Origin of the sequence: Blastomonas sp. SL216 (assembly GCA_026625625.1) — a bacterium.
In the GTDB taxonomy this organism is placed as follows: domain Bacteria; phylum Pseudomonadota; class Alphaproteobacteria; order Sphingomonadales; family Sphingomonadaceae; genus Blastomonas.
Genome location: CP113055.1, coordinates 2,683,816 through 2,698,669 on the forward strand (window position 1 = coordinate 2,683,816; position 14,854 = coordinate 2,698,669).

General features: G+C 64.0%; 12 protein-coding genes and 1 tRNA gene. 4 read left to right on the plus strand and 9 right to left on the minus strand.

Annotation, left to right across the window (positions count from 1 at the left end):
* Positions 1-246: 246 nt before the first annotated feature.
* Both OU999_12630 and OU999_12635 read right to left on the minus strand, forming a co-directional pair.
* Entirely contained in the window at positions 247-1,560 is a 1,314-nt protein-coding gene (locus OU999_12630) for a M20/M25/M40 family metallo-hydrolase (protein WAC22593.1), read from the minus strand.
* 106 nt (positions 1,561-1,666) lie between these two features.
* Positions 1,667-2,242 (minus strand): PH domain-containing protein, encoded by a 576-nt coding sequence (locus tag OU999_12635; GenBank protein WAC22594.1) that lies wholly within the window; start codon positions 2,240-2,242, stop codon positions 1,667-1,669.
* 221 nt (positions 2,243-2,463) lie between these two features.
* On the opposite strand from OU999_12635, the gene OU999_12640 reads away from it, so the two are divergent.
* Positions 2,464-4,527: an outer membrane beta-barrel protein gene (locus OU999_12640; GenBank protein WAC22595.1), complete on the plus strand. Its 2,064-nt coding sequence runs from the start codon at positions 2,464-2,466 to the stop codon at positions 4,525-4,527.
* A gap of 124 nt (positions 4,528-4,651) precedes the next feature.
* Positions 4,652-5,431 (plus strand): outer membrane protein assembly factor BamD, encoded by a 780-nt coding sequence (locus OU999_12645; GenBank protein ID WAC22596.1) that lies wholly within the window; start codon positions 4,652-4,654, stop codon positions 5,429-5,431.
* A gap of 58 nt (positions 5,432-5,489) precedes the next feature.
* Here the strand turns inward: OU999_12645 and argF are convergent, their stop codons facing one another.
* Both argF and OU999_12655 read right to left on the minus strand, forming a co-directional pair.
* Entirely contained in the window at positions 5,490-6,416 is a 927-nt protein-coding gene (gene argF / locus OU999_12650) for an ornithine carbamoyltransferase (protein WAC22597.1), read from the minus strand.
* Between the two features lie 152 nt (positions 6,417-6,568).
* Complete coding sequence (locus OU999_12655) at positions 6,569-7,768, minus strand: aspartate aminotransferase family protein (GenBank protein ID WAC22598.1); 1,200 nt, start codon at positions 7,766-7,768, stop codon at positions 6,569-6,571.
* 226 nt (positions 7,769-7,994) lie between these two features.
* Here OU999_12655 and OU999_12660 point away from each other — a divergent pair.
* Positions 7,995-8,071 (plus strand) — tRNA-Arg (locus OU999_12660).
* A gap of 149 nt (positions 8,072-8,220) precedes the next feature.
* On the opposite strand, the gene OU999_12665 is transcribed toward OU999_12660, so the two are convergent.
* Positions 8,221-9,573, minus strand: a complete 1,353-nt coding sequence (locus tag OU999_12665; protein ID WAC22599.1) for a glycosyltransferase family 1 protein — start codon at positions 9,571-9,573, stop codon at positions 8,221-8,223.
* Between the two features lie 13 nt (positions 9,574-9,586).
* Complete coding sequence (locus OU999_12670) at positions 9,587-9,742, minus strand: hypothetical protein (protein WAC22600.1); 156 nt, start codon at positions 9,740-9,742, stop codon at positions 9,587-9,589.
* A 487-nt stretch (positions 9,743-10,229) separates the two neighbouring features.
* Here OU999_12670 and OU999_12675 point away from each other — a divergent pair, with 487 nt between their 5' ends.
* Positions 10,230-12,509 carry a TonB-dependent receptor gene (locus OU999_12675; GenBank protein ID WAC22601.1) on the plus strand — a complete coding sequence of 760 codons (2,280 nt, stop codon included), beginning with the start codon at positions 10,230-10,232 and terminating at the stop codon, positions 12,507-12,509.
* Between the two features lie 55 nt (positions 12,510-12,564).
* On the opposite strand, the gene OU999_12680 is transcribed toward OU999_12675, so the two are convergent.
* The 3 genes from OU999_12680 to OU999_12690 form a co-directional block, all read right to left on the minus strand.
* A complete protein-coding gene (locus tag OU999_12680; protein ID WAC22602.1) occupies positions 12,565-13,116 on the minus strand; it encodes a hypothetical protein in 552 nt (183 codons plus the stop codon).
* 104 nt (positions 13,117-13,220) lie between these two features.
* A complete protein-coding gene (locus tag OU999_12685; GenBank protein ID WAC22603.1) occupies positions 13,221-13,415 on the minus strand; it encodes a hypothetical protein in 195 nt (64 codons plus the stop codon).
* Between the two features lie 11 nt (positions 13,416-13,426).
* On the minus strand, positions 13,427-14,749 hold the full coding sequence (locus tag OU999_12690; GenBank protein WAC22604.1) for an MFS transporter: 1,323 nt from the start codon (positions 14,747-14,749) through the stop codon (positions 13,427-13,429).
* Positions 14,750-14,854 lie beyond the last annotated feature (105 nt).

The following is a 14,854-nucleotide window of genomic DNA, read 5'->3' on the forward strand; positions in this document are numbered from 1 at the left end:
TCCGGCTTCCACTAGCCCTAGATCGCCACCCCCGTCATTCCCGCGCACGCGGGAATCTTACTCGCGCGCGTGTGTTGTGCCCAAAGCGGGACCCCCGCCTGCGCGGGGGTGACGACGATATTTTGCGATCAAGAGAGCGTGGGCGTCCAGATTGCGTTTTGCGGAATCTCTTCGCGCCTTCGCGCCTTCGCGTGAAAAATCGGGTTCACGCGAAGCCGCCAAGAAGTCGCGCGCAGCCGCCTCCCCTCACCTTTTCTCCATCGACAACCGCGTCATCAAGATCGCCGCGCGTTTCGCCTGGCGCTTGATGCTCGGCAGATCAACCGTTTCGCCCGGCGCATGTGCACCATCACCAGCAGGCCCCATGCCGACCAGTCCGTCGACATAGCGCGCGACGAACGAGATATCGCCTGCGCCGCGCTTCAGCGGATCGAGTTCGGCCATCTGTTCGAGGCCCAGGTCCGTGTTGATCACGTTCAGCCGTCGCAGCAGGCCGCGGTTGCCTTCGGTCGGGGCCATCGGGGGATAGCCCTGTTCGAACACGATCTCGGCGCTGGTGCCCGGCAGGTGCTGGGCGACGATGGCCTGCATCTTGGCCTTGACCCGCTCGGACTGTTCGTCGCTCAAGGTGCGGAAATCGCCGCGCGCGATGGCTTGCGCGGGGATGATGTTGGTCTTGCCCGCCGCCTGCGCGCGGACGAGATCGGTATCGAGCTGCGCTACCGATCCGCCCGCGATCAGGCCGACATTGAAGGTCAGCTTGTCCTCGGGCAGTTCGTCGTGGAACTGGTCGATGATCCGAGCGAGTTCGTAGATCGCGCCATGGCCCGCGCTGGCGGAAAAGATGCCCGAGCTGTGGCCTTCCTTGCCGGTGGCGTTGACCTGCCAGCTATAGGAGGAACGCCGCGCGATCGAGCCCATGTCCTTGCCGTCGACCTGGCTCAACCCTTCGAAGTCGAGCGCGACATCGGCCCATTGGCCCCATTTGATGAGGTCCGCGCGCGCGATGTCGATCGGTTCGCCTGCATCCTCCTCGTCGCCGGTCAGCACGATGGTGATCGTGGCAGCGGACAAGGTGCCCGCCTTCTGCATCGCATCCAATGCGGCGAACATGGTGATGACGCCGCCCTTGTTGTCCTCGATCCCCGGCCCCTCGAGCGTGGTTTCGTTGAGGCGGCGGACATTCTGGAACGGCGAATCGGGTTCGAACACGGTGTCGAGATGCCCGATCAGCAGCATCTTGGTGCTGCCCGGCCGACCGGTGCGTGTCGCGATCAGGTGCCCGGCGCGCCCCGCCGCCTTCTGGTCGATCCATTCGACCTTGAAGCCCAGCTTTTCGAGCTCGGGCGTCACCATCTCGGCCACCTTCTTCACGCCCGCCAGATTGCGGCTGCCGCTGTTCTGCCGGGTGATCGCCTCGAGCACGCCGATCCAGCGGTCGTGATCCTTGTCCACCGCAGCGACCATCTTCGCCTCTTGCGGGCTGAGCTTGGCCAGGGCGGGCGTGGCGACAACGGCCAGTGCGGTGGCAGCGGCGAGTGCGAATGTCCGGATTGTCATCAAATACCCCTTTGAGTGATTTCGAGTGAAATGGAACATTTCACGGCTCGGAAATCACGGCAAAACAGAAAGATAGACCCAGCTTTGATTTCATCAAAATCGGGGTCTAGCCGATATCGAATTCGCGCACGCCGCGCCGCTGGCGGATCGCCTCCACCCGGTCGCGCAGCTCGGCGCGGATCGCACGGGCGTCGCGCACATTGGTCACCTCGATCATCGTACGCGGATGCGGCGCGGCAGACGCAGCGCGCCCGGTCGAATCCGACGAGCTGATCTGGATGGTGCCATTGTCGAACATCTGCTGGATGATCGAGAATTCGACCTTCACGTCCTTGATCCGGTAGAGCTCGATCTCTTCCTCGCTGCGCATCAGGATGCCGCGCCGCATGAACAGCCGCTGGTCGTCGATCCAGAACAGGCTCGCTCGGTTTTCGACATAGGTCCAGGCAAGATAGGCCCCCAGCACCACCGCCAGCACCGCGCCGGTCTGCCAGCCATAGCCGGCATAGATTCCGCCGCCCAGAATGCCGAGGGCGACCGCCAGGATCAGCCAGCCCGTGCCCGACTGGAACAGATAGGCAAAGGTGGAAGAGCGGAACTCGATCCGGGGCACACCCTCCATCCGGCGCACGGCGGAGCGCGGCTCGATCGGACGGTGTTCGATAATGTCATGCGGGTCCATGGCGGGCTCCCTCCCCCTGTGATCGCGCTGTCTTAACCGGCATGACGGCGGCGGTAAACGGGATTGCTCGTCGCCTGGGAACAGTTGCGTTTCGTCGAAGCCGAAGGTGCGCCGGTCGAAGCCGCAGCGCATCGCCACCCGTAATGCCGCCAAGGACCGACTACGGATGTAGTTGAAACGCTGCGACACTCGGGCAACATCCGGACAGGCGGGGGAATTTCGTGAAAAGCCGGTATCTTGCATCTGCCGCGGCGCTGGCCGTGACCGCCGTGCCGGCGCTCGCCCTGGCGCAGGAGGCTGCGCCCAAGGACAGCCCGGCCCCTGCCGGTCAGACGACCCCGCTGCGCAGCTTCGAGCCTGCCTATTTCAACCAGTTCGCGCCGCGCACCGCGCTCGACATGGTGCGCCAGATCCCGGGCTTCTCGATTGCGGAAGGAGAAGACCGGCGCGGCCTGGGCCAGGGCGGCAGCAACGTGCTGATCAATGGCGAGCGCTTTTCGGGCAAGAGCAACGATGTCGTGTCCGAGCTGGGCCGCATCGGCGCGGGCAATGTCATCCGCATCGAGCTGATCGACGGCGCGACATTGAACCTGCCGGGTCTCACCGGCCAGGTGGTCAATATCGTCAGCAAGGTGGACAGCCTGACCGGCCAGTTCCGCTGGAGCCCGCGCGTCCGCTTTCGCCGCACCGATCCGCAATATCTGGACGGCGAGATTTCGGTCAGCGGCAAGGCCGGCAAGATCGCCTATACGCTCAGCGTTTCGAACGACAGCTTCCGCAACGGCAATGCCGGAACCGAGCGGGTGCTCGACGCTGCGGGCAATGTCACCGATCGCCGCTATGAGGAGCTGTACGTCAATGGCGACCAGCCGCGCATCGCCGCGGGCCTCAAATATACCGGCGACAGCGGCCAGATCGGCAATCTCAATCTGGTGTTCGAGCGCCCCTGGACCCGCATTACCGAGGATTCGGATGGCGAGGTGGTGCGCGACCGCGACTATCTGGAGACCGAGAAGGAATATAATTACGAGATTGGCGGCGATTATCTGTTCCCGCTCTGGGGCGGCAATCTGAAGCTCATCGGCCTGCGCCGGTTCGAGCACAGCCCGTTCTTCACGCGCGTGGTCCTCGACTTCGAGGACCGCCGCCCGAGCGAGGGCAACAGCCTGGCCACCGTGATCGACGAGACCGAGACGATCGCGCGCGCCGAATATGGCTGGAAGGCGGGCGGTGCCGACTGGCAGTTCAGCCTGGAAGGCGCGATCAACAAGCTCGACACCCGCGCCGAGCTGAAGCTGCTCGATACGGCGGGCCAGTTCGTTCCGGTCCCGCTTCCCGGATCGGACGCGGTGGTCGAGGAAAAGCGCGCCGAGATTGGCCTCAGCTATGGCCGCCCGCTCAGCCCCAATCTCACGCTGCAGACCTCGCTCGGCGCGGAATATTCGCAGATCATGCAGAGCGGCGCAGGCGGCCTGACGCGCAGCTTCATCCGCCCCAAGGGCTTTGTCTCGCTCGCCTGGAAGCCGAGCAAGCGGCTCGACCTGTCGCTGCGCCTGCAACGCGATGTCGGCCAGCTCAACTTTTTCGACTTCGTCGCCTCGGCTGATCTCGGCGCGGAGAACCAGAACAGCGGCAATCCCGATCTGGTGCCGCAGCAAAGCTGGAACATCGATTTTCAGGCCACGCAGAATCTGGGCGCGCTGGGATCGATCAACGCCAAGGCGTTCGTCAATTTCGTCGAGGATATCGTCGATCAGGTGCCGATCGGCCTGACCGGCGAAGCCCCCGGCAACATCGAAAGCGCCACCATCTGGGGCTTTTCGATCGACAGCACGTTCAAGATGGACGTGATCGGCTGGACCGGGGTGCGCTTCGACATCGACTATACCTATCGCAAGTCCAGCCTGCCCGACCCGTTGACCGGCCTGAACCGCCGCATTTCGGGCGATCTGATCCACGAATTCAGCGCCGAGTTCCGCTATGACATTCCCGGCGGCGACTGGGCGGTCGGCGCCAACTATTTCGATTTCAGCCAGGCCGACGAGGTGCGCCTGTCGCAGCTGGCCGAATTCCCGATCGATGGCGGGGACCTGGGCTTCTATGTCGAGAACAAGGATGTGCGCGGCATGACCGTGCGGCTGGGCCTGTCGAACATCATCGGCACCAACGAGGCGTTCCGCCGCACCTTCTATGTCGCCAGGCGCAACGGCCCGGTTGCCTTTGTCGAGGACCGGACCCGGTTTTTCGGCCCGGTGGTCAGCCTGGACATCAATGGCAGCTTCTGATGGCTGCCGGTTCATCGCCGATACAGCCGGCGAAAACTAGGCGGAACCCGGTGCGGCAAATCCTTGGCATTCCCCAAGGATTTGCGCTTGGCGCACGGGTGCTTAGCCGATAAGGGTTGCGGCCATGAACAAGGCGATCAAACTGGCTCTGGCAAGCGCGGCTGCGCTGACCGTGCTCTCCGGCTGCGCAGGCGGCAAGAACAAGGTCAACACCAACTATATCGCGCGCGATGTCAGCACGCTGTACATGGCCGCGAAGGACCGGCTGGACCGCGGCCAGAACAAGATCGCCGCCGAGCTGTTCGACGAGGTCGAGCGCCAGCATCCCTATTCGCCCTGGGCGCGCCGTGCGCAGCTGATGAGTTCGTTCAGCTATTATCTCGCCAAGGATCACAACAAGTCGATCCAGTCGGCGCAGCGCTTCCTGGCCATCCACCCGGGCAACAAGGACGCGGCCTACGCTTATTACCTGATCTCGCTCAATTATTACGAGCAGATCAGCGACGTCACCCGCGACCAGAAGATCACCCAGCAGGCGCTGGCTGCGCTGGGCGAGGTGATGCGCCGCTATCCTAACACCCGCTATGCCTCCGACGCACGGCTGAAGGTCGATCTGGTCAACGATCACCTTGCCGGCAAGGAAATGGAAATCGGCCGCTATTACCAGCGCAGCTCGAACTGGCTGGCCGCGACGCTGCGCTTCCGCGAGGTGGTCGACAAGTACCAGACCACCAGCCACACCGCCGAGGCCCTGTACCGCCTGACCGAATGCTATCTGGCGCTGGGCATCCCGGTCGAGGCGAAAAAGGCCGCTGCCGTGCTGGGCGCGAACTATCCGGGTTCGGAATGGTATGAAAAGGCCTTCGAGCTGACCGAGAAACACAGCGAGCTCATCGCCAGCTGACCGGCCTGCCGACCGTCATCGAAAAAGCCCCGAAGCGCGATGCTCCGGGGCTTTTTTGTCAGATCTGGCCGAACACCCAGCGCAGCACCGATTTCTGCGCGTGGAGCCGGTTCTCCGCCTCGTCCCAGACCACCGATTGCGGCCCGTCGATGACGCTGGCCGTCACTTCCTCTTCGCGATGCGCGGGCAGACAGTGCAGGAACAGCGCGTCCTTGTTGGCGCGCGCCATCAGCGCATCGTTGACCTGATAGGGCATCATCGCCTTGAGCTTTTCCTCGGCATGCGCCTGGCCCATCGAGATCCAGGTATCGGTCACGATGACATCCGCGCCCGTCGCCGCCTCTGCGGCATCGCGGTGGAAGCTGATCGTACCGCCGGCCGCGCGCGCCCGTTCAACAAATCCAGCATCAGGATCATAGCCATGGGGGCAGCCGATGCGCACGGTGAACTTCATCAGCCCGGCGGCCTCGACGATCGAGTTGAGCACGTTGTTGCCATCGCCGAGCCAGGCGACGACCAGCCCGGGCAGCGCCTTGCGGTGCTCGATGATGGTCAGCAGGTCCGCGACGATCTGGCACGGGTGCGACAGATCAGTGAGGCCGTTGATCACAGGCACGGTCGCAAAATGCGCCATTTCCTCAATCTTGGCATGATCATCGGTGCGGATCATGATGGCATCGCACATGCGCGACAGCACGCGCGCAGTATCCGCCACCGTCTCGCCGCGGCCCAGCTGGGTGCTGCCTGCATCGAGGATCAGGCTGGTGCCGCCGAGCTGGCGGATCGCCATGTCGAACGAGACGCGGGTGCGGGTGGAGTTCTTCTCGAACACCATGGCGAGCGTGTGGCCCTCCAGCGGCGCATCGGGATCGGCCTTGCCTTTGGGCCAGCCATGGCGCGCGTCCTTGCGATCAATCGCATCGTTGAGCATGGCGGCGATGGCATCGTGTCCGGCATCGGACAGGTTCAGGAAATGACGGGTCATCAGATGTCTCCCCCCTCCTCTCTCCTTTAGGGGAGAGGATACGGAGCCTTGGCAGCACCGCTGCCTAGGCGAAGTTGGAGAGGGGTATGCGATGGTGCACCCCGCCCCCTCTCCCAACCCTCTCCCCTGAAGGGGAGAGGGCTAGCTAAGTCTCACGCCGCCTCAGGCAACGCAAAGTCCCGCGCGCCGGCGGACAGGCGCTCGATGAACTCGTCGACATGCGCCTGCTCGATCACCAGCGGCGGCAGGATGCGGACCACATTCTCGCCCGCCGCCACGGTCAGCAGACCGTGATGATCGCGCAAATGCGCCACGAACGCGCGGTTCTCCGCCCGGTCCTTGAGCTTCAGGCCCAGCATCAGCCCCATGCCACGCACCGAATCGAAGATTTCGTCGTGATTGGGAATGAGCTGCTCGAGCGCACCGCGCAGCCGCTCGCCCATGTTGCGGACATGCGCCAGGAACTCTGGCGTGTTGACGACGTCAAGCACCGCCTCGCCCGCCGCCATGGCCAGCGGACCGCCGCCATAAGTGGAGCCGTGCGTGCCGATCACCATGCCGCGCGCCGCCTTTTCGGTGGCGAGGCACGCGCCCATCGGGAAGCCGCCGCCAATGCCCTTGGCGGTCGCCATGATGTCGGGCTCGATGCCGTATTGCTCATAGGCATAGAGCGTTCCTGTGCGCGCGACGCCGCACTGCACCTCGTCGAGCACCAGCATCAGGTCATGCTCGTCGCAAAGCGCCCGAAGCCCCTTCATGAATTCGGGGCTGGCCGGGCGGACGCCGCCCTCGCCCTGCACCGGCTCGACCAGGAAGCCTGCGACATCGGGGCCGATCGCTGCCTTGGCGCCTTCCAGATCGTCGAAATCGACATAGCGGAAGCCGGGCAGCAGCGGGGCAAAGCCCTTGTGCATCTTTTCCTGGTTCGACGCGCTGATCGTGGCCATCGTGCGGCCGTGGAACGCGTTCTTGAAGGTGATCAGCACCGTCCGGTTAGGATCGCCGCCTTCGGACTGGTGATAGGCGCGCGCAGTCTTTATCGCGCATTCGCACGCTTCGGCGCCCGAATTGGTGAAGAACACGGTGTCGGCAAAGGTCGAATCGACCAGCCGCTGCGCCAGATGTTCACCCTGCGGGCTGCCATAGAGGTTCGACACATGCACCAGCGTCTCGGCCTGTTTCTGAATGGCTTGCGTGAGGTGCGGATGGCCATGGCCGAGCAGGTTGACGGCGATGCCGCTGGCAAAGTCCAGATATCGCTCGCCACGTTCTCCGATCAGGTAACAGCCTTCGCCGCGCACCGGGCGCACGGCGCACCGGGGGTAAACGGGCATCAGCGGCGTGATCGTCATGGCAGCCTTGTCCTTCCTTCAACCGGTCCCGATCAAAAATCCGCAACCGCCCTTCCATCGGCACAGGGGACCACTGCACCAAACGTAAAAAGGCGACCCCAAGAACCAGGGCCGCCAGCGTGCGGGCCGCAGCTATAGCGCCGCTGTGGGCATGGGGTCAATGATGGCTGCACAAAGGGACTGGCGGCGCGCCTGCGGGCTTGCTAAGGGCTTGCGCCTTGGCGATGCACCCGTAGCTCAGCTGGATAGAGCGCTGCCCTCCGAAGGCAGAGGTCACAGGTTCGAATCCTGTCGGGTGCGCCAGTTTTTCCCCTTGGAAATCCTTTAGCCTTACGCCCCGTGGCTCGGTCTTTGCGCCGGTTTGGGATGCGCTGTGTAAGTCCAAACTCCCGGCCAAGGAGCATGGGGCTAAGCGCGACCTCAAAGCCAACGCCTCAGCCTGATCAGTGGCATCACGCCAGATTGGGCAGCTCCTGCTCCACCAGAACCGGCATTGGCGGTGCTGTGCCAGGGGCAGGAGTCGGCTTCAAGTCCATCGCTTCGAGCACGATGTCCGCTGCCTGATCCCAATCGTGGGGCTTGAAGTCGCTTTTGACGCGCCGTTCCCATTGCTGGCGCCATTGATGGTCGAAGGCCATGCGGCAAATGGCTTCGCGCCAGGCCCGTGTGTCATAGGGGCTGATATGCAGGGCGCAACCGGCGCTGGCTTCCGGCAGTGCCCCGGCATCCGAAGCGATGACCGCCTTGCCAAATGCGAGCGCCTCGGACACCGGCAGGCCCCAGCCTTCGTAATAGGAGGGGTAAACGCAAAACAGCGCATCATGGTAGAGCCTTGCCAGCATGGCATCGGATACGTTGTCGAGTAACAGGAATTTGTGCGCGATCCGGTCGTTCAGCTCGATATCGTCGAGGAGATCGTTGACCCGCCATCCCGGCATGCCGACCATGCATATCGTCGGCAGCCGCTCGAAATCGGCATGGCCCGCCATCTCGGCATAGACCTCGTACAACATCCTGTGATTCTTGCGTCGCTCGATCGTCGACACGAACAGGATATAGGTGCTCCTGGGCAGGCGTGCGGCTTCCTGACAGGTCAGATCTCCGGATGCCGGCAGGTTGCAGCCCAGCGGCACCACTGCCAGAGGCGGCGCTGTCAGGCCCTGGTTCTCGATGAATTTCAGCGCGTCATTGCGGGTGCAGACGGAGTTGCAGAGCAGGAGCGAAGACGCGCTGGTCAGCGCCCTGAAATAGTCCACCATCCTGGCTTTCGTCCCGCGAACGAAAAACTCCGGAAAATCGACGGGCAACACGTCATGAAAGAACCCGATGATCGTTGCCTGTCGTTCCTCGACGATTTTGTGGAACATCACGGGGTAATCCAGATAGCCATCATTGCTGACGGTCAAGAACCTGTCGCCCGGCCTGATGTCCGCCACCGGCGAGGATATGCGGGGCTCCTGACTGCGACGGAATCTGTTCCGCCATGCGAGGATCTGTCGCAACACGGGTTCGGCGCGACCGCCTTCGCACAGAAAATGATAGAATACCGCCTTGCCGCCCGCCCAGACCGCACCGCGCAACCGGGCAAGGACGGTGGCCTTGCCCGTCTCGGCCTGCTGCCCTGTCCAGCTCAGCGCTCCGGCAGGATCGACCTCATAAAATTCGCCGCCCACGAACACGCAATAGCGCATCGGCTCGTCGGTCTTCCCCACGAGGGCTGCAAAGAGTTCGCGCTCGACCCGGATAATACCTGCCGGGGGCCGCGACCAGAAATAGGACCCTGTAAAATGCAACCAGATCGTCATCTCGTATTCCGCGTCAGAACGTCTTCAAACATGCCGCCAGGATGCGGCGTGCAGCCGCTGGTGCGCCAGTTCCGCGCTGAGGGTTGAGGTCGTTCCGCTCGCCGACCTGGCTGAGGTCCGGCCTTCCGGCAGGCTCATGGCCGCTGCCCTGGCCCATGCTGTTGTCCATGCCCCCTGCCCTTGTCCCCGCGTGCCGAACAGGCACGAAATGGCGGATAGGAGTAAGTCGGAGACGAACGGACCACAAGCGCTGTCAATCGGGGCGTTTGCCTGCCTGGCCGCAACCACCCACAGCGGCAATTGCCGAATTTCGAAGACCAGAGCCGATGGGGCGCTCCCCCCGTCGGCTGCGCTCAGAATGCTGAGCACGCCCGGATGCTCCAGGGCGCCTGCCCATAGTCACCCGGATGAAGCCATGGCCGGTGCGCGGGGCATCGGGTGGGCAAAGCCATTGAAAGATCGGCGGAATGTGCGCTAGCGCGTTCGATCCGCTGATTCATGCATGACACACCCATGTCTCAATAATGCCACAGCGCTGAAAAATATTGCGGCGCAGCAGCGATGGAATTGACGAGATACCGGCTTTCCGGCGATGGACGAACCACCGTGGATCAGGCGCGCAGCCTGTCACTTTTCTGTCACATTGAGGACTTCCGATGAACTCATCTTCGCGCCGCCTGGTATCTTCCATCGCGCTTGCCGCCGCCGCTTTCGGTTGCGCGCTGGCTTCCCCCGCTGCGGCGCAGAGCGCGGGCGAGCAGGGTGAAGAGGGCGAACGCGGCGTCGGCGTCATCGTGGTCACCGCGCAGAAGCGCGAGCAGGACCAGCGCGATGTTCCGCTGTCGATCTCGACGCTGAGCAATGATGCGCTGGCAGCGGTTCAGGCAGGCGGCGGCGACATTCGCGGCCTCGCCGGACGCGTGCCCAACCTCAACATCGAAAGCTCGTTCGGCCGCAGCTTCCCGCGATTCTACATCCGCGGCCTCGGCAATACCGATTTCGACCTCAACGCCTCGCAGCCGGTCAGCCTGGTCTATGACGATGTCGTGCTGGAAAACCCGATCCTGAAGGGCTTCCCGATCTTCGATCTCGACCGGATCGAGGTTCTGCGCGGGCCGCAAGGCACGCTGTTCGGCCGCAACACGCCGGCGGGCATCGTCAAGTTCGATACCGTCAAGCCCGGCGCCGATGGCGGCTATGCCAAGGCCAGCTGGGCGCGGTTCAACACCATCCAGCTCGAAGGCGCGGTCGGCGCGAATCTGGGCAACGGCTTCTCGTTCCGCGCATCGGGCCTGTACCAGCACCGCGACCATTGGGTGGACAATGTCGACAATGGCCGGGGCGACGATCTGGGCGGCTATGACGATTTTGCCGGCCGCCTGCAGCTTCAATATGAGGACGGCCCGCTCACCGCGCGGCTGACCGGCCAGGTGCGCGTGCTCGACGGATCGGCGATCCTGTTCCGCGCCAACGTCTTCCAGCGCGGCAGCAACGAGCTGATCGGGCTGGGCGGCCCCGCTACCGAGTTCCGCCGCGACCAGATCCGTTCGGACGGGATCAATTTCCAGGAGCTCAACACCTATAATGTCGGCCTGACCGTCGACTATGATTTCGGCCCGGCGACGCTGACCTCGGTCACCTCCTACTGGAATGGCAATCTCAAGAGCCGCGGCGATATCGATGGCGGCTTCGGCAATGCCTTTGCACCCAGCCAGGGCCCGGGCTTCATACCCTTCTCGGCGCAGACCCGCGACGACGTGCCGAGCCTCGACCAGTATACCCAGGAAGTGCGCCTGGCCTCGAACGGCACGACCGGCCTTGGCTATCAGATCGGCGGGTTCTTCTTCAACGAGCGGCTGAACATCACCACGCTCGATTACGGTGCTCCTGCCGATACCGTTGCAGCGGCGGTCGCGGTGCAGCGCCAGGTGACCAACGCCTTCGGTCTGTTCGGGACGCTCAGCTACACCTTCGACAACGGCCTGATCCTGCAGGCGGGCGCGCGCTACAATGACGATGATCGCGACTTCGCCGCCGCGCGGCCGATCGACACGCGCCCCGGCTTTCTCGGCTTTGGCGGCCCGGTGCCCACGCTGCGAACCGAAGCCAAGGCGAATCTGCTGACCTGGGACCTGAGCGCGGTCTATCCGGTGAGCGATGCGGTCAACATCTTTGCCCGCGCCGCACGCGGCTATCGTGCCCCCTCGATCCAGGGCCGCCTGGCCTTTGGCCGCGCGCTGTCGGTCGCCGATGCCGAACGCACCATGTCCTATGAAACCGGCATCAAGACCGTGCTGTTCGATGGCGCGGCGCGGTTCAACCTGACCGGCTATTATTTCAACACCGAGGACCTGCAGCTGACCGCGGTCGGCGGCGGCGGCAATGTCACCGCGCTGCTCAATGCCGATGACGTCGAAGGCTATGGCTTCGAGGCCGAGCTGGCAGCGCGTCCCACCGATGGCCTCGATCTCAGCATCGGCATCGGCTTCAACGAGAACGAGATCAAGTCGCCTGGCCTGGGCGTGGCCGGATGCGGCGCGCCGTGCACCGTGCTCAACACACCTGTCGCAGGTCGCCCCGGCATCTTCTCGATCGATGGCAACCGCCTGCCGCAATCGCCCAAATGGTCGGTCAACTGGACCGCCGGTTACGCGCACCCCGTCGGAAATGGCGAGCTGTACGTGTTCACCGACTGGTATTATCGCTCGCGCATCCAGTTCTTCCTCTACAATTCGGTCGAGTTCAGCGATGACAGCCTGATCGAGGGTGGCCTGCGCTTCGGTTACCGCACCGCCGACGGCAAGTTCGATGTCGCAGCCTTTGCGCGCAACATCACCAACAATGTCTCGGCCACCGGCGGCATCGATTTCAACAACCTGACCGCCTATGTGAACGAACCGCGCGTCTTCGGCATCGAGGTCGGCACGCGCTTCTGATCGGAGCCGAACAGGCGTAGCGCGCGGACCCGGCCCGCGTGCCGCGCCCGTTCGGTCAGATCACCGGACGGCCCGCCAGACAAGTATCGAGCCCGGCCAGGATCGTCCTGAGCGAGGTCGCTTGCGTGGCCAGCGCATGGGGCAGGCTCACCCATTGGCCCAGCGGGAAGTTCCCGATCATCGCGGTGAAACTGGCCGTGGCCGTCAGCAAGCCGGACGTTTTCGCAATGGCAGCCTCGATTTCGGACGGACCGGCCAGCCCATCAAGCTCGCCCGACCATGGCGCATCGCCCTTGGCAGTGATCTGGACTTTGGCGGTCGTTCCAGCCTCGACGAAGGCAGGGCGGGGCAGCACCACCGCGTAGACCTTGCCCTTGGTACCGTTGCGCACCGTGAACGATACCGCCTTGCCTTGCGCATCGACCAACCGGGCCGCGCAGCTCGGCACCTGGTTCTGCACCGAATAGAGGAAGGTGAAATCGTCGATCTTGCCTGCCGTGGCGGTGCGCTTCTTGCCCGGCTGTGCGCTCTGGGCGCAGAGCGGTGCGCCGGCCAGGCCCAGCGAGATCAGCGCTGCCAGGACGGGGTGGGAGAAACGGTGGTGCATGCGCGATACTCCTGCTGCGGCACCGACAGGGTCCGTGCACTCGCAGAGCTGTAGAACAGTCATGATCGGCGGCAGCAACCGGGACTGGACATTCGTCCAGACGCTCAACCCCACCAGCCAAGCAATGCGCCGATCACCGTTGCGCCGCCGATGGGCGCGACGACCATCAGCACCAGGTTGAGGCCGACCAGCTGCAAAAGCCGCTTTTCCTGCGCGGGGTTCAACCGGCGGGGCGGCGGTGGCGGCGCACGGCGGGGCGGATCGAACGGCGGCCAGTCGGGATCGAACGGGACGAACATTCGACCAGCGCCTATTGCTGCTGGCCGAGTTCGCGGTTGAACCACAAGGCGATCAGAGTCGCCAGCGCGCCGGAGAGCAGATAGGCGCCCGCGGCCAGCAGCCCGTAATTGGCCGAGAGCCAGAGCGCGACCATCGGCGCGAAGCCCGCGCCAAACAGCCAGGCGAGATCCGATGTCAGCGCCGAGCCGGTATAGCGGTGCTTCAACGGGAAGAACGAGGACAAGGCGCCCGAGGACTGGCCGAAGGCGAGACCGAGCAGGATGAACCCGCCGAACATGAATGCCGCCTCGCCCGCGCCGCCCGCATCGAGCAGCTGCGGGGCGAAGCCGCTGAACGCGGCGATGGCGACAGCGGTGGCGCCCAGCAGGTTGCGGCGGCCATAGGCGTCGGCCAGCTTGCCCGAGGCGAGGATGGCAAGCACGCCCAGCGCGGCTGCAAAGGCCTCGATCAGCAGGAAGCGCACCGGCGATTCATCGGTGAACAGGAACACCCAGCTCAGCGGATAGACCGTGACCATGTGGAACATGGCAAAGCTTGCCAGCGGGGCGAAGGCACCCAGCACGATGATCTTCCACTCGCTGCGCACCGTCGACAGCACCGGTTCGGGCTGGAGCGTCTGGCTTTCGAAAAGCTCGGTATATTCGGGCGTCACCACGATGCGCAGCCGCGCGAACAGCGCAACGACATTGATCGCAAAGGCGACGAAGAACGGATAGCGCCAGCCCCATTCGAGGAAGTCCTGCGCCGGCAGCGCCCCGATGAGAAACGCAAACAGCAGGCTGGCGACGATCAGGCCGAACGGCGCGCCGAGCTGCGGGATCATCGCATACCAGCCGCGCTTGTCCTTGGGTGCGTTCAGCGCGAGCAGCGAGGCCAGGCCATCCCAGGACCCGCCTAGAGCCACGCCCTGGCCCATGCGGAACAGCGCGAGCAGCAGCGCCGAGCCGATCCCGATCGTCGCATGGCCGGGAAGGAAGGCAATTGCTGCGGTCGATCCGCCGAGCAGGAACAAGGCGATGGTGAGCTTGGCCCCGCGGCCATAGGCGCGGTCGACCGCGGTGAAGATCAATGTCCCCGCCGGGCGTGCGACAAAGGCGAGCGCAAAGATGGCGAACGACCAGAGCGTCCCTTCGACCGGGTCGAGATAGGGGAAGACCAGCTTGGGAAAGACCAGCACCGAGGCGATGGCATAGACGAAAAAGTCGAAAAACTCGGATGTGCGGCCGATGACCACGCCGATCGCGATCTCGCCCGGCCCCACCGAATGGCCATCGTCATTGATCGCACGCGCGTCGCGTTCGGCCTCGGTCGTGGGGACGGTGTTGGCCACCATGGGCATTTCCTTACAGGCTGGTTCGGGCGGAATTCTACACGCGCCTTATGCATCTTTGATCCAGATCAATGCACTTGGACAAAATGTCCTATGTGCGCGCGTGGC

Excerpts from the sequence above, each read along its gene's own strand:
- OU999_12630 (WAC22593.1), bottom strand. The coding sequence starts at position 1,560 with ATGACAATCCGGACATTCGCACTCGCCGCTGCCACCGCACTGGCCGTT.
- OU999_12635 (WAC22594.1), bottom strand. The coding sequence starts at position 2,242 with ATGGACCCGCATGACATTATCGAACACCGTCCGATCGAGCCGCGCTCC.
- OU999_12645 (WAC22596.1), top strand. The coding sequence starts at position 4,652 with ATGAACAAGGCGATCAAACTGGCTCTGGCAAGCGCGGCTGCGCTGACC.
- argF (WAC22597.1), bottom strand. The coding sequence starts at position 6,416 with ATGACCCGTCATTTCCTGAACCTGTCCGATGCCGGACACGATGCCATC.
- OU999_12655 (WAC22598.1), bottom strand. The coding sequence starts at position 7,768 with ATGACGATCACGCCGCTGATGCCCGTTTACCCCCGGTGCGCCGTGCGC.
- OU999_12665 (WAC22599.1), bottom strand. The coding sequence starts at position 9,573 with ATGACGATCTGGTTGCATTTTACAGGGTCCTATTTCTGGTCGCGGCCC.
- OU999_12670 (WAC22600.1), bottom strand. The coding sequence starts at position 9,742 with ATGGACAACAGCATGGGCCAGGGCAGCGGCCATGAGCCTGCCGGAAGG.
- OU999_12675 (WAC22601.1), top strand. The coding sequence starts at position 10,230 with ATGAACTCATCTTCGCGCCGCCTGGTATCTTCCATCGCGCTTGCCGCC.
- OU999_12680 (WAC22602.1), bottom strand. The coding sequence starts at position 13,116 with ATGCACCACCGTTTCTCCCACCCCGTCCTGGCAGCGCTGATCTCGCTG.
- OU999_12685 (WAC22603.1), bottom strand. The coding sequence starts at position 13,415 with ATGTTCGTCCCGTTCGATCCCGACTGGCCGCCGTTCGATCCGCCCCGC.
- OU999_12690 (WAC22604.1), bottom strand. The coding sequence starts at position 14,749 with ATGGTGGCCAACACCGTCCCCACGACCGAGGCCGAACGCGACGCGCGT.